The organism is Rhizobium sp. A37_96, assembly GCF_053521765.1.
The window spans coordinates 317,828-337,447 of record NZ_JBNWDS010000002.1 but is presented as its reverse complement, the minus strand read 5'-3'; the positions used below and the strand labels follow the sequence as shown (position 1 = coordinate 337,447).

21 protein-coding genes are annotated in these 19,620 nt (G+C 61.7%); 4 read left to right on the top strand and 17 right to left on the bottom strand.

Features of this window, described 5'->3' with window-relative positions; all coding sequences use genetic code 11:
* The first annotated feature begins 64 nt into the window (after positions 1–64).
* Complete coding sequence (locus tag ACQZ6J_RS08080) at positions 65–964, top strand: ribokinase (RefSeq protein WP_449083261.1); 900 nt, start codon at positions 65–67, stop codon at positions 962–964.
* A 194-nt stretch (positions 965–1,158) separates the two neighbouring features.
* On the top strand, positions 1,159–3,504 hold the full coding sequence (locus ACQZ6J_RS08075) for a methyl-accepting chemotaxis protein (protein WP_449083259.1): 2,346 nt from the start codon (positions 1,159–1,161) through the stop codon (positions 3,502–3,504).
* Between the two features lie 66 nt (positions 3,505–3,570).
* On the opposite strand, the gene ACQZ6J_RS08070 is transcribed toward ACQZ6J_RS08075, so the two are convergent.
* The gene (locus ACQZ6J_RS08070) at positions 3,571–4,515 is read right to left on the bottom strand and encodes a nucleoside hydrolase (RefSeq protein WP_449083257.1); all 945 of its coding nucleotides are present in this window, start codon (positions 4,513–4,515) and stop codon (positions 3,571–3,573) included.
* Between the two features lie 228 nt (positions 4,516–4,743).
* On the opposite strand from ACQZ6J_RS08070, the gene ACQZ6J_RS08065 reads away from it, so the two are divergent.
* Both ACQZ6J_RS08065 and ACQZ6J_RS08060 read left to right on the top strand, forming a co-directional pair.
* Complete coding sequence (locus ACQZ6J_RS08065; RefSeq protein WP_449083255.1) at positions 4,744–5,175, top strand: Hsp20 family protein; 432 nt, start codon at positions 4,744–4,746, stop codon at positions 5,173–5,175.
* A gap of 45 nt (positions 5,176–5,220) precedes the next feature.
* The gene (locus tag ACQZ6J_RS08060) at positions 5,221–5,478 is read left to right on the top strand and encodes a BQ00720 family protein (protein WP_163984852.1); all 258 of its coding nucleotides are present in this window, start codon (positions 5,221–5,223) and stop codon (positions 5,476–5,478) included.
* Between the two features lie 163 nt (positions 5,479–5,641).
* Here ACQZ6J_RS08060 and trmB read toward each other — a convergent pair whose 3' ends face one another.
* From trmB to ACQZ6J_RS07980, 16 genes are all read right to left on the bottom strand, one after another.
* Positions 5,642–6,343, bottom strand: a complete 702-nt coding sequence (gene trmB / locus ACQZ6J_RS08055) for a tRNA (guanine(46)-N(7))-methyltransferase TrmB (RefSeq protein ID WP_449083253.1) — start codon at positions 6,341–6,343, stop codon at positions 5,642–5,644.
* Positions 6,340–7,593, bottom strand: a complete 1,254-nt coding sequence (gene metK / locus ACQZ6J_RS08050; protein WP_163984854.1) for a methionine adenosyltransferase — start codon at positions 7,591–7,593, stop codon at positions 6,340–6,342. Before metK ends, trmB begins: the two co-directional genes overlap by 4 nt.
* Before the next feature lie 188 nt (positions 7,594–7,781).
* Positions 7,782–8,198, bottom strand: a complete 417-nt coding sequence (locus tag ACQZ6J_RS08045; protein WP_163984855.1) for a helix-turn-helix domain-containing protein — start codon at positions 8,196–8,198, stop codon at positions 7,782–7,784.
* A gap of 151 nt (positions 8,199–8,349) precedes the next feature.
* Positions 8,350–9,951: an apolipoprotein N-acyltransferase gene (gene lnt, locus ACQZ6J_RS08040; protein WP_449083250.1), complete on the bottom strand. Its 1,602-nt coding sequence runs from the start codon at positions 9,949–9,951 to the stop codon at positions 8,350–8,352.
* A 78-nt stretch (positions 9,952–10,029) separates the two neighbouring features.
* Positions 10,030–11,196: a hemolysin family protein gene (locus ACQZ6J_RS08035; protein ID WP_163984857.1), complete on the bottom strand. Its 1,167-nt coding sequence runs from the start codon at positions 11,194–11,196 to the stop codon at positions 10,030–10,032.
* Positions 11,197–11,221: 25 nt separating this feature from the next.
* Entirely contained in the window at positions 11,222–11,728 is a 507-nt protein-coding gene (gene ybeY / locus ACQZ6J_RS08030; RefSeq protein WP_449083248.1) for an rRNA maturation RNase YbeY, read from the bottom strand.
* Between the two features lie 18 nt (positions 11,729–11,746).
* Positions 11,747–12,799, bottom strand: coding sequence for a PhoH family protein (locus ACQZ6J_RS08025; protein WP_163984859.1), 1,053 nt, complete (start codon positions 12,797–12,799; stop codon positions 11,747–11,749).
* A 30-nt stretch (positions 12,800–12,829) separates the two neighbouring features.
* Positions 12,830–14,242, bottom strand: a complete 1,413-nt coding sequence (miaB, locus tag ACQZ6J_RS08020) for a tRNA (N6-isopentenyl adenosine(37)-C2)-methylthiotransferase MiaB (protein ID WP_449083245.1) — start codon at positions 14,240–14,242, stop codon at positions 12,830–12,832.
* A 60-nt stretch (positions 14,243–14,302) separates the two neighbouring features.
* Positions 14,303–15,100: a lyso-ornithine lipid O-acyltransferase gene (olsA, locus tag ACQZ6J_RS08015; RefSeq protein WP_163984861.1), complete on the bottom strand. Its 798-nt coding sequence runs from the start codon at positions 15,098–15,100 to the stop codon at positions 14,303–14,305.
* Between the two features lie 30 nt (positions 15,101–15,130).
* Positions 15,131–15,559: a Fur family transcriptional regulator gene (locus ACQZ6J_RS08010; RefSeq protein WP_449083243.1), complete on the bottom strand. Its 429-nt coding sequence runs from the start codon at positions 15,557–15,559 to the stop codon at positions 15,131–15,133.
* Between the two features lie 39 nt (positions 15,560–15,598).
* Entirely contained in the window at positions 15,599–16,093 is a 495-nt protein-coding gene (locus ACQZ6J_RS08005; protein ID WP_449083241.1) for a GNAT family N-acetyltransferase, read from the bottom strand.
* Between the two features lie 2 nt (positions 16,094–16,095).
* Positions 16,096–16,752, bottom strand: coding sequence for a tRNA (adenosine(37)-N6)-threonylcarbamoyltransferase complex dimerization subunit type 1 TsaB (gene tsaB, locus ACQZ6J_RS08000; protein WP_449083239.1), 657 nt, complete (start codon positions 16,750–16,752; stop codon positions 16,096–16,098).
* A gap of 24 nt (positions 16,753–16,776) precedes the next feature.
* The gene (locus tag ACQZ6J_RS07995) at positions 16,777–17,343 is read right to left on the bottom strand and encodes a NifU family protein (RefSeq protein ID WP_163984865.1); all 567 of its coding nucleotides are present in this window, start codon (positions 17,341–17,343) and stop codon (positions 16,777–16,779) included.
* A 117-nt stretch (positions 17,344–17,460) separates the two neighbouring features.
* A complete protein-coding gene (locus ACQZ6J_RS07990; RefSeq protein ID WP_163984866.1) occupies positions 17,461–17,952 on the bottom strand; it encodes a universal stress protein in 492 nt (163 codons plus the stop codon).
* Between the two features lie 75 nt (positions 17,953–18,027).
* Positions 18,028–19,092 carry a tryptophan--tRNA ligase gene (gene trpS / locus ACQZ6J_RS07985; RefSeq protein ID WP_449083236.1) on the bottom strand — a complete coding sequence of 355 codons (1,065 nt, stop codon included), beginning with the start codon at positions 19,090–19,092 and terminating at the stop codon, positions 18,028–18,030.
* A gap of 111 nt (positions 19,093–19,203) precedes the next feature.
* A complete protein-coding gene (locus tag ACQZ6J_RS07980) occupies positions 19,204–19,596 on the bottom strand; it encodes a VOC family protein (protein WP_449083234.1) in 393 nt (130 codons plus the stop codon).
* Between the last annotated feature and the right edge of the window lie 24 nt (positions 19,597–19,620).

Genomic DNA, 19,620 nt, shown 5'->3' with positions numbered 1-19,620 from the left:
CAAAAGACATAGAGCAGCCTTCGGGCAGGATCACGCAGGATCAACGCCCAGGGCAGGATATCGCATGATCACTATTTTCGGCTCCATTAACATGGATCTCATCGCCACAACGGATCGCTTGCCGAAGCCGGGAGAAACCGTCGCCGGCAACGGCTTTTCCACCGCCGCGGGCGGCAAGGGCGCCAATCAGGCGCTGGCCGCGCGCCGCGCCGGCGCAACGGTCCGCCTCAGCGGCGCCGTCGGCAATGACGGCTTTGCCGAGCCCGCGCTTGCCCTGCTCGATGCAGCCGGCACCGATCTTTCCGCCGTCAGGCGCGTCTCCGAGCCGACCGGCACGGCCCTCATCCTGGTGGGTGGCGACGGCGAGAACATGATTGCCGTCGTTCCCGGCGCCAACGGCACGAATACGAGCGACGACGCCACCGCCGCCGTTGCCGCGCTGAACCCGGGCGATACGCTGATGCTGCAGTTCGAAATCCCGGTCGCCGCCGTCGAAACGGCACTGAATGCCGCAAAGGCGAAGGGCGTGCGCACGGTGCTCAATCTCGCGCCGCTGATCCCGGAGGCCGCTCGCCTCGGCCGGCTTGCCGAGATCGTCATCGCCAACGAGACCGAATTCGAAAGACTGGCCGGCCAGGACAACATGTCGGCATCCGAGCGAGAGGCCGCCCTCGTCCGCCTGCACGGAGAGACCGGCCAGACGCTGATCGTGACGCTCGGCGGCGACGGCGTCATCGCCATCCGCGACGGCGAGCTTTCGCGCGCCGAGGGTCTCGTCATCGAGCCGGTCGATACGGTCGGCGCCGGCGATACGTTCTGCGGCTACTTCGCCGCAAGTCTCGATCAGGGCCTGGATTTTCACGCCAGCCTGCGCCGGGCCACCGTGGCGGGTTCGCTCGCCTGCCTGAAGCCGGGTGCTCAACCGTCCATTCCGGTTGCGAGCGAAGTCGCCGAGAAGCTTTAAAGATAAAATTTCGTAAGCATTGCGAAGCGCAATTAATTAAATTTTTGCGCTTCCGTATCATTCTCCTCTGGCCTGACGTGCACGGCCTTTCGGCTCCGGCAGGAATTTTCACGGCGGCCCCATGACAGGGCCATCCTGTGCCGACTTTGCATCCGGATAATGTCTATCCGACGCATCGCATTTTCGAGGAAATGATGTTCATCTTTCGTATGAAGTCGCTTGCGGCCAAGCTGATCTTGGTCACCGGGCTGGCGATCGCGCTCGTCTTGCTGGTTTCCAACTTTTTGCTGATTTCACAGACCCGCGACCGTGTCGAAGCGCTGACAATGGATCAGGCCAATACCGAGGCCAAATCCATTTCAAACGAGATCGCCGCCAATCTCGGCGAAATGGCCAGTGCTGCCCGTTCCATGGCTGCCATCATCGGTCGCGGTCACGAAGGGCATACCTTCGATCGCAAGGGTATCATCAACATCCTCAAGGCGAACGTAGAACAGAACGCCTTTGCCTTCGGCAGCTGGTTCTGCGAGCAGCTCGGCGCGCTGGACGGCAAGACGACGGAACTTGCCAACAACAAGGATGAAGGCGTCAACGACAAGGGTGCCTTTTCACCCTACTGGTCCAAGACGAAGGACGGCGGCATCCAGTTCTCGACCTTCGACAACGACTATACGGCCGCCTGGTGGAAGCTTGCCGCCGACAGCGGCAAGGGCGCGATCACGCCGCCCTACCTGGCACAGGGCACCGACGTTCCGACGACCATGAGCTCGATCGCCTATCCGGTCATGTCCGGCGGCAAGATGATCGGTGTTGCAGGCGTCGATATCTCTCTCAACTCGCTCTACACGAAGCTCCAGAAGCTGCATCCATTCGGCTCGGGCCGCGTGCTGCTGGTCTCCCAGGACAACAAGTGGCTGGTCGCCCCGACCGCCGACCTGCTGATGAAGGATTATAACGGCGCGGGCACCGACGTCATCAAGGCGGCGCTGAGTTCCTCCTCCGCAAGCATCCTCAAGAACCTTTCCGAAAACGGCGGCGAAGAATTCGACCGCGTCGTCTACCCCTTCGCCGTTCCCGGCCTCAACGCGACCTGGGTCGTCCTCATCGACGTTCCTCACAGCGCGATCGCCGCACCGGTGCAGGATCAGACCTACACGATGATCATCGCCGGCATCCTCGTGCTGGGCGCCGTCATGCTCGCTCTTTACGTCGCCGTGCGCGGCTTCGTGCAGAAGCCGCTCGCCGGCCTTATCGCGAGCGTCAACCGCCTGAGCGCAGGCAATTATGCCGAGCCGGTCGCCGGTCAGGCGCGTGCCGACGAAGTGGGTTCGGTCGCCAAGGCGCTCGAAGGCTTCCGCTTCGCGCTCGCCGACACCAAGCGTCTGGAAGGCGAAGCCAATGATCAGCGTCTGGCTGCCGAGGGCGAACGCCGCCGCTCGGAAACCGAGCGCAACGAGAGTGTCACGCTGCAACGTCATATCGTCAGCATTCTCGGCCATAGCCTCGCCGAGCTCTCGAAGGGCAACCTCAACCACCGGATAGCCGACGACTTCCCGGGCGAGTACGCCCAGCTCAAGCAGGACTTCAATGCCGCGCTTGCCAGCCTCGAGGAGACCGTCCACACCGTCAATGTCAGCGTCGGCAACATCGGCAGCGGCACCGGCGAAATCAGCACCAGCGCGTCGGACCTCGCCCGCCGCACAGAGCAGCAGGCGGCAAGCCTCGAAGAGACTGCGGCAGCCCTCAACGAGCTTACCGCGCAGGTCAATTCCAGCGCCGAGAATGCCCGCACGGCGGCAAGCAGCGTCAATGCCGCATCCGAGGATGCCGAGCATTCCGGCGAGATCGTCCAGAGGGCCATTGCTTCCATGCATGGCATCGAGCAATCGTCGCAGGAAGTTTCGCGCATCATCAGCGTTATCGACGAGATCGCCTTCCAGACCAACCTGCTTGCATTGAACGCCGGCGTCGAAGCCGCCCGTGCCGGTGAAGCTGGCAAGGGCTTTGCGGTCGTCGCGCAGGAAGTGCGCGAACTGGCCCAGCGCTCGGCCAACGCCGCCAAGGAGATCAAGACCCTGATCAATACCTCGGCGGGTCAGGTCAAGGAAGGCGTGGATCTGGTCGGCCGCGCAGGCGATGCCCTGCACAAGATCGCCCAGCAGGTCATGGAGATCAACGGCCTGATCCGCCAGATCTCCGCTTCCGCAAGCGAGCAGGCAATCGGGCTGAAGGAAATCAACTCGGCCATGAACCAGATGGATCAGGTGACCCAGCAGAACGCCGCGATGGTCGAGGAGACCACCGCTTCCAGCGTGGCGCTCGCCGAGGAAGCCCAGACCCTGAGAACGCTCGTCGCCCGCTTCCGCACCGCGGGCGCCATTCAGGACAATGCCAGCGCATTGCGGGCGACAGCCCAGCAGATGCGGGCTCCGGCAGCTCCCCGCAGGGCTGCAGCGCCCGTGGCCGCGCCGGCACGCAGGGCCATTCCCCAGACCCACGGCGCCAATGCCCTGGCACAGGACGACTGGGAAGAATTCTGAGCCGACCCGGCTTGAGTGAATCAAAAGGCCGCCGGATCGCTCCGGCGGCCTTTTTCTTGGTCCCGATCAGATGCGGGCGAACCGTTCGGTCAATAGCGCGAAGAAGCCATCGGCATCGACATCGCGCATGACCTTGGCGTTCCGCTTGCGGTCGGTGACGTGCCACCAGTCGACCACGGTCATCCCCACGGTCAGCTCCGAGGTCACCTCGATCTCGACGTTGCACTCGCGTCCCTTGAAAAGCTCAGGCTTCAGCAGATAGGCAACCACGGTCGGGTCATGCAGCGGACCGCCGTCGGAGCCATATTTCTCGATATCGAAGCGCTCGAAGAATTCCAGCATCTCGACCATGGCCTTTGCAGGCGGGGTGCCGACGGCGGCGATGCGGGCGACACGATCCTTGCGCGTCAGCAGCTTGTGCGTGACGTCGAGCGGCATCATGACGATCGGCACGCCGGAGCGGAACACGATGTCGGCCGCTTCGGGGTCGACATAGATGTTGAATTCGGCCGCCGGCGTGATGTTGCCGCCCTCGAAGAAGCCGCCGCCCATCATCACCAGCTCGCGCACGCGCGCAACAATGTCGGGCGCCTTCTGAAAGGCCAGCGCCACATTGGTCAGCGGCCCCAGCGTGCAGAGCGTGACCGCGCCTTCCGGCTGGCTGCGCAGCGTGTCGATGATGAAGTCGACGGCGTGGCCCGGCTGCAGTTCCATGGTCGGTTCCGACAGATCGGGACCATCGAGGCCGGTCTTGCCATGCACATGCTCGGCGGTGACCAGCTTGCGCTTGAGCGGCGCATCCGCGCCGGCGAAAACCTTGACGTCGCGCCGATTGCACAGTTCGCAGACAATGCGGGCATTGCGGCTCGTCATTCGCAGCGGCACGTTGCCAGCAACCGTCGTGATGCCGAGCACGTCGATCTCCTCGCGGCTGCCGAAGGCGAGAAAGATCGCCGCGGCATCGTCCTGACCAGGGTCGGTATCGATGATGATTTTTCTGGGTTCGGTCATGTCTGTGATATCCTCCGGTGCAGATCGAGAGGCTTTGTCGCGAGTCCGGTCAGGCTTTGTCAAGCGCCCGGGCGTCATGTCACCAAACGATTCTTCCTTGCACGATTCGATCTCGCAAATGCGAAGACGCAACGCCTTGCACTCAAAGGCGCGTACTCCCATATTAGCGACAACCGGGTGCTGAAAATCAGGTCCGGAACGGTCGCTTGACGCCAAGGACTTGAGACGATGAGCCGGATGACTCCCTTTGCCAGCCCGCTGCTTCTGGGCTTCGACACCATGGAAAAGACACTGGAGCGGATTTCCAAGGCCAGTGACGGTTATCCTCCCTACAATATCGAGCGGATGCGTGCGGACCGCCTGTCCGGCGAGCCGGAACGCCTGCGCATCACGCTGGCCGTGGCCGGTTTTTCAGAAGACGAGCTTGATATCACGACGGAAGAAAACCAGCTCCTGATCCGCGGTCGCCAGGTCGAACAGGCCGAGCGCGACTATCTTTACCGCGGCATTGCCGCCCGCCAGTTCCAGCGCGTCTTCGTTCTTGCCGACGGCATGCAGGTGCTCGGCGCCGTATTGAAGAACGGCTTGCTCTCCGTCGACCTCATTCGGCCGGAACCGGATCGCATAGTAAAGAAAATTAACATTTCGGTCTCACAGTAGGACAACGGCTTACTGCCGTTGGTCCCTCATACTGGAGGTACGAGTATGTTATTGAAAGAAGCCACCGCCCGCCTAACCGAATCCGAGCTTGCCAATATCGGCGCCGGCGAGGTTGCCTATATCAGAAAAATGGATTGGTCCGAAGTATCCCGCTGCTTCCCGGAAGCGCCGAGCATCGACCCCGATGTCGATCTCTGGGCGCTCTTCGGTGCCGACGGCACGCCGATCCTGCTGACCGACAATCGTTCCAGCACCTTCTATCGTGCTGCCGAAGATGAATTGAAGACGGTCAGCCTGCACTGACCACAAGCGTCGCCAAGCGGTGAACGTCACCGCTCGCAAGGACCGCATCGGACCGGCCTCTGCTTCTTCGACGCATGCGCATGATCCAGACCGCCTCGAACGGCGGTCCAGACGGGATGATGCGATCACTGATATCTCAAATTTTCGCCCCAAGAACGAGCGATCAGACCTTCCTGAAGGTCAGATAGGCGGATGAGCGTCCTTCGCGCCGGGCCTTCGCCTCATAGCGCGTGCTCGGCCAGCCCTCGTAGGGCGTCAGCCAATCGGCGGCATTCCGGGCAGTCCACTCGAAGCCGCCATGCGCCTGGCAATGCTGCAGCGTCCAATTGACATAGGTGTCGATATCGGAGGCGAAGCAGAAGAGCGCGCCGGGCTTGAGGACGCGATTGAAGCGGGCCAGATTGACCTGCGAAACGAAGCGGCGCTTCCAGTGTTTCTTCTTCGGCCAGGGATCGGGATAGAGCAGATCGATCTGGTCGAGGCAGCCGTCCGGCAGCCAATCCAGCACCTGCGTCGCGTCGTCGTTATAGACCCGGATATTGTGCGCACCGGCGTCGTCGACGCGCGCAAGCAGCTTCTGCATGGAATTCACGAAGGGTTCCACGCCGATGAAGCCGGTCTTCGGCTGCTCCAGCGCCCTGTGAATCAGATGCTCTCCACCGCCGAAGCCGATCTCCAGGCGCAGACGTTCTGTCGGCACCGGGAAGAGATCGTTCAGCGGCTGCGGCGCCGGGGCGGAAAGATCGACGATATACCGCGGTAGCAATGCTTCCAGCTTTTCAGCCTGCTGGCCGCGCAAGGCCTTACCCTTGCGCCGGCCGAAGAATGCTTCCGTCGCCCGCGACCGGCGCTCGGTATCGATCATGCGGCTTCCCGGATCTTCACAGCTTCCTTGAGAGCCTTCACCAGGTCGGTCCGCTCCCAGGAGAAGGAGCCGTCACGACCAGCCTTGCGGCCGAAATGGCCATAGGCCGAGGTCTTGGCATAGATCGGCTTGTTGAGGTCGAGGTGACGACGGATGCCGGTCGGCGAAAGGTCCATGTTCTTGCGGATGGCCGCTTCGACCTGGTCCTCGGTAACACCCTTGCCCGTGCCGTGCAGGTCGACATAGATCGACAGCGGCTGGGCAACGCCGATAGCGTAGGAAAGCTGGATCGTGCAGCGGTCGGAAAGACCCGCGGCAACGACGTTCTTTGCAAGATAGCGGGCCGCATAGGCTGCCGAACGGTCGACCTTGGTCGTGTCCTTGCCGGAGAAGGCACCGCCGCCGTGCGGGGCTGCGCCGCCGTAGGTGTCGACGATGATCTTGCGGCCGGTCAGGCCGGCGTCGCCATCCGGGCCGCCGATGACGAACTTGCCCGTGGGGTTGATGTACCACTTGCAATCGGATGCGATCTTGAGGTCGCCGAGCGCTTCGCGGATGTAGGGTTCGACGACGGCACGAACCTTGTTCGAATCCCAGCTTTCGTCGAGATGCTGGGTGGACAGCACGATCGAGGTCACTTCCGCCGGCTTACCGTCGACGTAGCGCACCGTGACCTGGCTCTTGGCATCCGGGCCGAGCTTGGCGACGTCGCCGTCACCCTTCTTGCGGGCGGCGGCGAGCAGCTGCAGGATCTTATGCGAATAGTAGATCGGCGCCGGCATGAGATCCGGAGTTTCGCGGCAGGCATAACCGAACATGATGCCCTGGTCGCCGGCACCTTCGTCGCCCTGCTGGTCGGCGGCATTGTCGACGCCCTGGGCGATATCGGCAGACTGCGAATGCAGGAGCACGTCGATGCGCGCCTTCTTCCAGTGGAAGCCGTCCTGTTCGTAGCCGATGTCCTTGATCGCGCGACGGGCGGCGGCCTTGAACTTCGAAGGGTTGATGACGTCGTTGCCATCCTTGTCCTTCTTCATCAGGCTCGGCGGCAGGCGAACTTCGCCGGCGATCACGACGCGATTGGTGGTGGCAAGAGTCTCGCAGGCAATGCGCACGCTCCAGGGGTTCACGCCGGTCTTTGTGGCCTCGCGGTAAACCAGATCGACAATTTCATCAGAAATGCGGTCACAAACTTTATCCGGGTGACCTTCGGCAACAGACTCACTCGTAAACAGATAATTCGCGCGCATGCGGGATTCCCCTCAAAGAACAAATCTATGCTTTTGATATTCGCCTCCGCCTCGAAAAACAAGCCGAACAAGGACATAAATATATCTTTATATCCCCGCCAAAGTGATAAAATTTTGCCCTAAATGCAGAAAAGGCGGCCAAAATGACCGCCTCTCGACTTTATCGTTTCATCCTTGCTTCGGAAGGGTTACTCGGCGTCCGCCTCGGCCGCGAGCGCCTTGACCAGCTCGACGACCTTGCGGCGGACCTTACCATCTGAAATCTTCACGAAGGCGCGATTGAGCTGCAGCCCTTCGGAGGAAGACAGAAAGTCGACGACGTAGTTGGAGCTGGAAGCCTCGGCCATGCCGCCGGCCGCCGAGTGTTCACCCGGGGCATCCTCGAAGAAGAAGGAAACCGGGACATTGAGAATGCTGGAGATGTTCTGGAGGCGGCTGGCGCCAACGCGATTGGTGCCTTTTTCGTATTTCTGGATTTGCTGAAACGTAATTCCGAGGCTTTCGCCGAGCTTTTCCTGGCTCATGCCAAGCATCGTGCGGCGGAGGCGTATGCGGCTACCGACATGAATGTCGATGGGGTTCGGCTTCTTTTTGTTTTCAATCATCATATTACCCTAACATAGGTTGAATTCAGGACCTGCCACCCGGTACCCTTCACCACCCCTATAACGCCACGTTGCAGCCGACGCCCCCAAGGCCTCCAGTCTACGTTCGAAAGGCGGACACGAAGCACTATGCAATTTTAGGGTTTTTTGGTCAATTCACCCTTGAAATAAAACCCATGCGTGAAAACAACGCGATCATACCGACCGCACCGACAATCAACCAAAAGTATACTTTTCGGGCATTGTCGTCGATGCGCGATACGGTTGCGCCACCTAAAGTGGTGTCTATGAAACCTTGTTGGTTATAATCGATGCCCGAAAGCACACGCCCATGCGGATCGACGAAAGCCGAAATGCCGGTATTGGCGCTGCGAATCAGCGGCAACCCCTGCTCCACCGCTCTCACCCTTGCCTGCAGGAAATGCTGATAGGGGCCGGGCGTATCGCCGAACCAGCCATCGTTGGTGACGTTGAGGATGGCATCTGCCTGCCGGATCTCGGGCGTCATTTCATTCGGGAAGATGATCTCGTAGCAGATCAGCGGATAGAACTTGATGCCATCGGGCAGGGTCAGCAACTGCCGTTTCGCGGCGGCGGAAAACCCGCCCGGCAGTTCCACGACGTTCTCGATGCCGAGATAGCTGAGAATATGCTCGAAGGGCACATATTCGCCGAAGGGCACCAGATGGGTCTTGTCGGAGGCGCCGATGATCTGGCCCCGGCCGTCGATGACGTAGATCGAGTTGTAGTAGCGCGGCTCGACGCCCGGCCCCATGTCTTCCACGCGGACGGCGCCGGTGATGAGGATCTGGTCATCCTCGAGCTGATCGGCGATGCGGGCGAGCGCATCCCGGTTGTCCGTCAGGATGAAGGGCACCGCCGTTTCAGGCCAGACGATGATGTCAGGCCGCTTGCCGCCGTTTGCCGGCGGCTGGACCGAAAGCGCCAGGTGCTTGTCGAAGATGGCGGCGCGATCGGCCGCCGTGTCCATCTTGGTCTCCTGGTCAATCGACGGCTGGACGATGCGCACCACCGGCGCCGTCGTGCTGCCCGCCCGTGGCGCCTCCGGCAAATTCAGGGCGTAGTAGCCATAGCCGAAATGGGCGGCTGCGATGACGACGGCAAGGCCGATCCCCGGTATCCGGCCCTGACGGGTACCGAGGAGTGCGGGAGCGGCGAAGACGAACACGGCAAGCACGGTGACACCAAGCACGCCGACGACATGCGCCGACTGCATCATCAGCGGAATGGGCATGGCGCCATAGCCGATGGCGTTCCAGGGAAATCCGGTAAAGAGAAAGCTGCGCACCCATTCGAGGATACCGAAGCTGAAGGCAAGCGCTGCGATGCGTCCCATGCCATCGGACCACAGGATGCGGGCAAGCACGGTCGCAATGCCATAGAAGACGGCCAGAAAGGCCGGCAGCCCGAGAATTGCCAAGGGCAAGGCCCAGGCGAACTCGTCGGCATCGATCAGCAGCGCATGGCCAAGCCACCACAGGCCGGCGACAAAATAGCCGAAGCCGAACAGCCAGCCGGTGAAGAAGGCCGGCCACAGCCGCCCAAGCAAGCCGCTATCCGGGCCGGCGGCAACGCCGTCCAGCAGCCAGACGAGCAGCGTGAAGGAAACGAACATCGCCGCGAAAAAGCCGAAAGGCGGCAGCGCCAGCACGCCGATTGCACCCGCCAGTATCGCAAGCAACGCACGTTTAAAACCCCAGACGAGGATCACCCTGCCCGAAAGCCACTCCATGCGCCAGCTCCGTCCACCTGCGAATCAACTGGCCGCAGTCTTTCAAAAAAGCAGCGATTTGTCCTGCCGAAGTGGCACTTAATGGCTGGAGGCGTTGGGTTCGGCCGAAGTTTCCTCAGCAATCGCATCCGGCGCCGGCAGTCCGCGGTCCGACCCGCCCGTCTCGCCCTCGGCCTTGGCCGGACGACGGCGTGCGGCATGACGCTTGCGGGTGATGCGAACCCGCTTGATGCGACGCGGATCGGCATCGAGAATATGGAACTCGAAGCCCGGTAGCGCCTGCACGACCTCGCCACGCACGGGAATGCGGCCGAGCGCGGAGAAGATCAGACCGCCGAGCGTATCCACCTCGTCCACCTGCTCGATGATGTCGAAATCCGGGCCGATCGCCGCGGCGATCTCTTCCAGCTCGACGCGGGCATCGGCAACGAAGACGTCCTCGGAGACGCGCTTGAACATCACTTCTTCGTCATCATGCTCGTCGTCGATATCGCCGACGACCATTTCGACGATGTCCTCATGCGACGCCAGGCCGTCGGTGCCGCCATACTCGTCGATGACAAGCGCCATCTGCGTGCGGTTGACCTGCATGCGGCGCAGAAGATCGGAGGCCAGCATCGAGGGCGGCACGAAGAGGATCTTGCGGATGATGCCGGCCTCGACCAGCGTCTTCTGCAGATCGACGCGCGACAGATCGAAATTCGGCTTGACCGAGCGCGGCGGCTTCTCGGCTGTGGTCGCGCCCGTTGCGGCGGCGGCCTTGACGCCGCTGCCGCGGCGCTTGTTGCGCGCCTGCTTGGCAACATAGGACAGAAGATCGCGGATATGCACCATGCCGCGCGGATCATCCAGCGTGTCGGCATAGACGGGCATGCGCGAGCGGCCGCTTTCCTCGAACAGGATCATCAGCTCGCCGATGGTGATGTTCTGGTCCACGGCTTCGATGTCGGCGCGCGGCACCATGACGTCCTCGACGCGCACCTCGCGGAAGCGCAGGATGTTGTGCAGCATCGCGCGTTCGTCGGGGGAAAAAGCATCGTCATCGGCCGCATTGGTCATCAATGCATCGGCCAGATCCTCGCGCAGCCTGGCTGCACCTTGGGCCGGGCGAAGGATGCGCGCAGCGCGCGACCAGAATGAAGAGTGGGATCGCTTGCCGTTGCTACTACTGCCTACCTCGTCGGAGGAGGCCGCATCGGCTCCGTCTTTGGCCTCGGGGGCCGATCTTGTCGTAAAGTCGCTCATTGTTCCTGGTCAGACAGGGTTCAAATCAAATGGGATCTTGTCCCGCATAGGGATCAGATAGGCCAAGCTCCGCCAAAATGCGAGTCTCCAGCCCCTCCATTCTTTCGGCTTCGCCATTATTCATATGATCGTAGCCGAAGAGATGCAAGAAACCATGCACCATCAAATGGGTCAGATGGTCGTCAAGACTCTTTTCGAGGTCGGTGGCTTCGCGCTCCACCGTTTCCCTGGCGATGATGATATCGCCGAGCATCGGGCCGGGCTTGCCGCCGGGCTGCAGCGGGAAGGCCGGGAAGGACAGCACGTTCGTCGCCTTGTCCTGTGAGCGCCATTCCGCGTTGATCTCGCGGATGGAAGCGTCGTCGGTGAACACCAGAGACAGTTCGGGCGCGATCTTGGGAAACGGCTGCTTTTCCTGCTTCTTCAAATAGGCCGCCGCTGTTCCGAGCACCCGCTCGGCCAGGGCTTGCAACTGTTCTTCGGAGGGCCAATCGCCCTCCTCCACGCTGATCTGTATATCGAGTTCGGCCATGAGCTTTTGGGCCGCAGATCAGATCTGCGGATCGCTTTCCTCGCCCTGGGTGGCATAGGTCGAATCATAGGCCCGAACGATGCGCGCCACCAGCGCGTGACGCACGACGTCGGTGTCCTTGAAACGAACGATGGAGATGCCTTCGACGCCATGCAGGAGCTGCAGCGCTTCCACCAGGCCGGACTTGACGCCGCGCGGCAAGTCGATCTGGCTCGGATCGCCCGTTATGATCATCCGTGAATTCTCGCCGAGACGCGTCAGGAACATCTTCATCTGCATCGACGTCGTGTTCTGCGCTTCGTCGAGGATGACGGCGGCGTTGGCAAGCGTGCGGCCGCGCATGAAGGCGAGCGGCGCGATCTCGATGACGCCCGCGGTGATCGCACGTTCGACCTTGTCGCCCGGCATCATGTCATAGAGCGCGTCATAGAGCGGACGCAGATAGGGATCGACCTTTTCCTTCATGTCGCCCGGCAGGAAGCCAAGGCGCTCGCCGGCCTCGACGGCCGGCCGCGACAGGATGATCTTTTCCACCGCGCCGCGCTCCAGAAGCTGGGCGGCGTGCGCAACGGCCAGATAGGTCTTGCCCGTGCCGGCCGGGCCGACGCCGAACACCATCTCGGAACGCTCCAGCGCGCGGATATAGGCGTCTTGCGTCGGCGTGCGAGCAATGATCGTCTTCTTGCGCGTCGAAATCTGCGCCATCGTCAACTTGGCTTTTCTCTCCATGGTCGGCAGCGTCAATTGATCGTCGGCGGCAACCGCCATGCGGATTGCCCCTTCCACGTCGGAACGCTCTACATTGCCGCCTTTTTGCAGCTTGTCATAGAGATAATCGAGCGTGCGGCGCGCCTGATTGGTGGCAAGCACATCGCCGGTGATTACGACAGAATTGCCGCGGGCCCGCGCATCGATGCCGAGACGCTCTTCAAGCAGCTTCAGGTTCTGATCGAATTGTCCGAAAAGTTCGCTGGCGAACCGATTATTCTCGAACGTCAGGGTGAAGTGATTGGCGTCGCTCGCGGTGCGGGGCTGGCGCGATGAAGAAGAAACCAATTCCTGTCCGTTCAAGCGGTGCGGCTCCTTTAATCCGTCCGGAACCTAAAGCAATTCAGCAAAAAGGCTGTTGGTGCTGGTTCCGGTGATTCGTACGTTGATAATGTCACCGATTTGCGATGCTTTTGCATCAACATTCACAGATTGCAGCCAAGGGGAGCGTCCAATCAACTGGCCCGGCATCCGGCCCGGCTTTTCCAGAAGGATATCCACTGTTTTGCCCACGCAGGCCTCGGCAAAAGCATGCTGCTGCCGCAGCAACAACGCCTGCAACCGCTCCAGCCGCTCCGTCTTGATCTCTTCGGGCACCTGATCCTTCAAATCCGCGCCGGGCGTGCCGGGGCGAGTCGAATATTTGAACGAGAAGGCCTGTGCATAGTTCACCTCCTCGATCAGCTTCAATGTATCCTCAAAATCCCGATCTGTCTCCCCCGGAAAGCCGACGATGAAATCGCCCGACAGGGCGATGTCGGGGCGTGCCGTGCGGATCTTCTCGATGAGCGTAAGATATTCGGCAGCCGTATGCCGTCGGTTCATCGCCTTCAGGATGCGATCCGAACCGGCCTGGACGGGCAGATGCAGATAGGGCATCAGCGTGCGCAGGTCGCGATGCGCGTCGATCAGGCGCTCGTCCATGTCGCGCGGGTGGCTGGTCGTGTAGCGCAGACGCGCGAGGCCGGGAATCTCCGCCAGGCGATAAAGCAGGTCGCCGAGGCTCCAGGCTTCGCCCCTGGGGCCGGCGCCGTGCCAGGCATTGACGTTCTGGCCGAGCAGCGTGATTTCGCGCACGCCGCCATCCACCAGCTTTTCGGCTTCCTCGACGATCTGGGAGACGGGGCGGGATACTTCGGAGCCGCGCGTATAGGGAACGACGCAGAAGGTGCAGAACTTGTCGCAGCCCTCCTGCACCGTCAGGAATGCGGTGACGCCGCGGGCGCGGATCTTCGTCTTTTCGGCGATCGGCAGATGCTCGAACTTGTCTTCGATCGCATATTCCGTATCGACGACGCGCTGGCCTTCCTTGGCGCGGCGAAGCGCATCCGGCAGACGGTGATAGGTCTGCGGACCGATCACCACATCCACGGCAGGCGCACGGCGAAGAATCTCCTCGCCCTCCGCCTGGGCGACGCAGCCGGTGACGCCGATCATCATCTCGCGGCCGTCGGCAGCCTTGCGCTTCTTCATGTCGCGCAGGCGGCCGAGCGCTGAATAGACCTTCTCGGCCGCCTTCTCGCGGATATGACAGGTGTTCAGAAGAACGAGGTCGGCCTCTTCCATGTCCTCGGTCGGCTCGTAGCCGTCGCGGGCGAGCGCATCGCTCATCCGCGTGGAATCATAGACGTTCATCTGGCAACCGTAGGTCTTGATGAAGACCTTGCGGCTGTTGGAGCCGTCGCGGGGGCCGAGCTGCAGGGCATCGGTCGCCGGGGCGTCGAGGGTCAGGCTGTCCTTGGTCATGGCCGCTATGTAGTGGCTTTTGCTTTCGGAGAAAATGAAAAAGTTGAAACCACCTGGAAATCAGGCGATCTCGCGGCCAAGCAGACGGCTGGCGAGCATCGCGCGGATACGCCGCGCAACGGTGGCGCTGACTTCCTTGCGGTTGGTGCCGGCGCGATAGTCGACCGCTTCGCCGAAGCAGACATCGACGTCGATCGCACCACAGGCGACGATATCCTTCAGGTGCGGCACCAGCTCGATGTCACCTGGCCAGGCCGCGATCGGGCGATAATAGCGGCCCATCGCAATACCGTGAATGCGGGTATAGGCGACCGCCACCGGCTGCACATGCACGACGGCATCCGGCGTCTTCGGCAACGCCGCGGCAGCAGCGCCGAAGAGCGAAGACTTGACTTCCAGCAGCCGATTGCCGTCCGAGGTGGTCCCCTCCGGAAACAGCACCATGATTTCGCCGTCGGCCATGCGCTCGGCAATCTCGTTGACCTGATCGCCCGTCTTGCGCTTCTGCTCGCGCTCGATGAATACGCTCTTCTGCCATTGCGCGAACAGGCCGAAGATCGGCCAGTCCTTCACTTCCGACTTGGCGATGAAGGAGACATCGGCGACCGCCGACAGAACGAGAATGTCGAGCCAGGACGAATGGTTCGAAGCCAGCATCAAAGGCCGGCTCGTCTCGAGCTTGCCGATGACATGGATGCGCACGCCAAGCCAGTAGCAGACGATGCGATGCCAGTAGCGCGGCAGGTATCGCCTGAGTTTCCAGTCGAAGCGCAGGCAAAGGATCTGCAGCGGCAGCATCACGGCGCTGACGACACAGATGACCACGGCGGCACAGCCGATGCGCAGCCAGGTCATCAAATCATTCGCTCCTGCATGAAAGCCTTCACGTCAACCTTCGTCCTTCTTCAGCGGGATGCCGTAGAGCTCCAGCCGGTGGTCGACGAGTTTGAAGCCGTGTTCGCGGGCAATGCGCTCCTGCAGCGCCTCGATTTCCGGCGAGTGGAATTCGATCACAACGCCGCTCTTCAGGTCGATCAGGTGATCGTGATGCTCTTCCGGCACTGTCTCGTAGCGGGAGCGGCCATCGCGAAAGTCGTGGCGGGCAAGAAGGCCGGCATCCTCGAACAGCTTGACGGTGCGATAGACCGTAGAAATCGAGATTTTCGCATCCACCTGAACGGAACGGCGGTAGAGCTCCTCGACATCCGGGTGATCGCCGGAATTCTCGATGATGCGCGCGATGATCCGGCGCTGCTCCGTCATTCGCATGCCGCGCTCGGCGCAAAGCTCCTCAAGGGATTTTACGGCATCATCCATCGATTGCTGTCTTCGGTCTATTTGGACTGTGACAACGGACTAGCGAAGAACGCGGCGCATGACAAGCGCCGTCGACTTCGTGCCGTCGTCGCCGAGATAGTAGGCCTTGCGCTCGCCGACCTTTTCGAAGCCGAGCTTGCGGTAGAGGCCGAGCGCGGGCTGATTGCCGCCGTCGACTTCCAGAAACATGGTCTCGCCGCCACGATTGCGGGTTTCGCGCAGTGCTGCCTGCATCAGCCTCCAGCCGAGACCGGAGCGCCCGAGCTTGGCGTTGACGGCAATGGTGAGGATTTCGCCCTCGCCGGCCACATGCCGCGCCAGCACGAAGCCGGGAAGCGCCTTCCTCAGGATGGCATTGGTCTGGCGGGCGACAAACCCGAATGTGGTCTCCTGTGAGAGGAGGCCCTGGAATTCGGTCTCGTCCCAGATCCGCGGAAACCGCTCACCGTGCAGGAGGGCCACTTCGGCGCAATCCTTGATCTCCATCGGGACGATTTCGTATTCGGCTTTCAAGGTAAGGTAGGATTCGAGCATGTCTATTGCCTGGCGACTGCGTATCCGGCCTGCGGTCTGGCATCGGGTCCGCGAAGATAAAGCGGCTTCGGCTTTTCGCCGGCAGGTTTGCCAGCGCCCAGCCGGGCGACGATGGCAATCGGAAATGCGTCTGGCCGCTCCGCCGGCGGCGCGTCGCTCAGCCGGGCGATAGCCGTCCCGGTAACGATACCATCGAAGGCGGCGGCAATCGTCCGCGCTTCGTCGATCGTTACGGCCCGTGCCTCGTCCAGCGGGTCGCCATCGACATCGAAGCTCTGGAGATAAATCTCCTCGCGCTTGGCATCGATGGCAGCCAGAACCGACTTGCCCGGATTCTGCTCTCGCGCGGCCGCCGCCATGACCTCGAGGGTCGTGACGCCAACCGCGGGAACGTTGAGGGAGAGTGCAAAGCCGCGCGCGGCTGCGACGCCGATGCGGATGCCGGTGAAGGAACCGGGGCCGACGGTCACGACGACACGCTCGATCGCCGAGAGCGCGACATTGGCTTTCGCCAGCGCTTCGTCGAAAACGTGCATCAGATGCTCGGCATGCCCCCGTCCAATCGTTTCCGTGACCTCCCCCATCACAGAATCACTGCCGCTATCATACACAGCGGCAGCGCAATCCACACCTGCCGTGTCGAGCGCCAAGACGATCATATCAACTTTTCCGAAACGTCAGAATTAGACGGCTTCGACTTCCTGCACTTCCGGGACGAAATGGCGCAGCAGGTTCTGCACGCCATGCTTCAGCGTCGCCGTCGAGGACGGGCAGCCGGCACAGGATCCCTTCATGTTGAGGTAGACCTTGCCGTCGCGGAAGCCGCGGAAAGTGATGTCGCCGCCATCCTGGGCGACGGCGGGACGCACGCGGGTCTCCAGCAGCTCCTTGATGGTCAGCACGATCGCCTCGTCGCCCTCGTCAAAGAATTCGCCGCCGGCATCCTGCACTTCCGAGGAAACCGAAGAAGACCCCATGACCGGCTTGCCGGACATGAAATGCTCCATGATGGAACCGAGGATGGCGGGCTTCAGATGCTGCCACTCCTGACTTTCCTTGGAGACCGAGATGAAGTCATAGCCGAAATAAACGCCGGTCACGCCCTGGATTTCGAACAGACGGGCAGCGAGCGGCGAAGCATCGGCTTCCTCGGCGCTGCGGAATTCGGCCGTACCGTTTTCCATCACCACTTTGCCCGGCAGGAACTTGAGGGTGGCGGGGTTCGGCGTCGCTTCGGTCTGAATGAACATCTTGATCTCCATGCGGCGGGCAAACGCCCGGTCCCGACTTTAGAATACTTCAAAAGAAAATAGGCCTTTTGGCCATTCTATTCAAGAGAGTGTTTCTCAAGAAATGGCATGTGCCGATCAGCTCAGCGCGTCGATTTCCTCGTTGCTCAGCGTGTCCGGCAGCACCGTCACCGGGATCGGAAAGGCTGCCGCGCGCCCGGCGATGGACGAGACGAGCGGGCCTGGGCCTTCCTTGGCAGAACCGGCGGCAAGGACCAGAAGCGCGATATCGCGATCCTCTTCGATGACGGCATTGATCTGCTCGGCGGCCGACCCTTCGCGAATGACGATTTCCGCATCGATGCCGACATTCTCACGGATGCTCTGCGCCGCTTTTGCCGTCACCGCCTCGGCTTCCTCGCGCGCTTCCGCCCGCATGATCTCCTCGACGCCGAGCCATTGCTGGAAGTCGCCTTCGGGGATCACATAGAGCAGCACAAGGCCGCCATTGGAATTCTTGGCGCGCCGGCCGGCATAATGAACGGCGCGCTGGCATTCCGGCGTACCGTCGATGATCGCCATGAACTTGCGGCGATGACCTTCGAGGCGTGAGAGACGTTTTGATACCATAAGGGGACTCTGACACCCGAAGACCGCGTTTTGCAAGCCCCCGTTTTTCGACGGGAGCCTTGCATCACGACATCATCAATAGAGAAAGCCGATAATGTCGCGAACCTGCTTCATCGTGACGTCGGCACGGGCACGGGCACGGGCGCCACCATCGCGCAGGACGGCGTCGATATGGCCGGGATCGGCCATCAGGCGGCGCATTTCCGTGGTGATCGGCGAGAGCACATGGACTGCGAGATCGACCAGGGCCGGCTTGAAGACGGAGAACTGCTGGCCGCCGAACTCGGAAAGCACATCGGCCTTCGACTTGTCGGCGAGCGCGGCATAGATGCCGACCAGATTGTCCGCTTCAGGGCGGCCCGCGAGACCGGCGATCTCGCTCGGCAAGCCATCCGGATCGGTCTTGGCCTTGCGGATCTTCTTCGAGATGTTTTCCTCGTCGTCGAGCAGGTTGATGCGCGACAGGTCGGAAGCGTCGGACTTCGACATTTTCTTGGTGCCGTCCCGCAGCGACATGACGCGCGGCGCCGGGCCGTCGATCAGCGGCTCGACCATCGGGAAATAGGCATGCACAGGCTCGTCGCCGACGGTGATGTCGATGCCGTAGCCGGTGCGGCGAATATGCTCCATGTAGTCCAGATTGAACTTCATGGCGATGTCGCGGGTCAGCTCCAGATGCTGCTTCTGGTCGTCGCCGACCGGAACATGCGTGGCGCGATAGAGCAGGATGTCGGCGGCCATCAGGCTCGGATAGGCATAGAGGCCGAGCGAGGCCTGCTCGCGGTCCTTGCCGGCCTTGTCCTTGAACTGCGTCATGCGGTTCATCCAGCCGATGCGGGCGACACAGTTGAAGATCCAGGCGAGCTCGGCATGCGCCGGCACGGCAGACTGGTTGAAGACGATATGCTTTTCCGGGTCGATGCCGGCGGCAAGAAACGCCGCGGTGATCGAGCGCGTCTGGTTCGGCATGTCCTCATGCACGAGCTGAGCCGTCAGCGCATGCATGTCGACGACGCAATAGATGCAGTCGTTGTTGGCCTGCAGCGCCACGAACTTGCGGATCGCGCCGAGATAGTTGCCGAGATGGAGATTGCCGGTCGGCTGGACGCCGGAGAATACGAGCGGCTTGAATTCGGTCATGTCGTCCTCAAAAGGCTTGTGGAGGGCCCGGGCGAGCGGCGCTCGACCCTTGGTTTCGAGCGGCTTATGCACGCGGGATCGACGGGGATCAAGAGGCTATGTGACAGACACTCAGGAAGAATGCTGGATCAGATCCCAGGTGTTGCCATAGGGATCGGCAAAGACCGCCACCGTGCCATAGACCTCGTGGCGGGGCTCCTCCATAAACCGCACGCCCTTTGCCTTCATCGCGGTATGATCACGCGCGAAATCGTCCGTCTTCAGGAAGAAGCCGACACGGCCGCCGGTCTGGTTGCCGATCGCGGCGCGCTGGCCTTCGTCGGCAGCCTGGGCCAGCAGCAACGCCGCCCCCTCGCCGCCTTTCGGCTTGATGACGACCCAGCGCTTACCCTCCGGCTGTACCTCGTCCTGCAGGCACTCGAAGCCGAGAGCATCGCAGTAGAAGGCTTTCGCGCGATCGTAGTCATCGACGACGAGGGCGACGAGGAAGAGGGATTGAGACATGAGAAGGCTCCGGGAACAAAACAA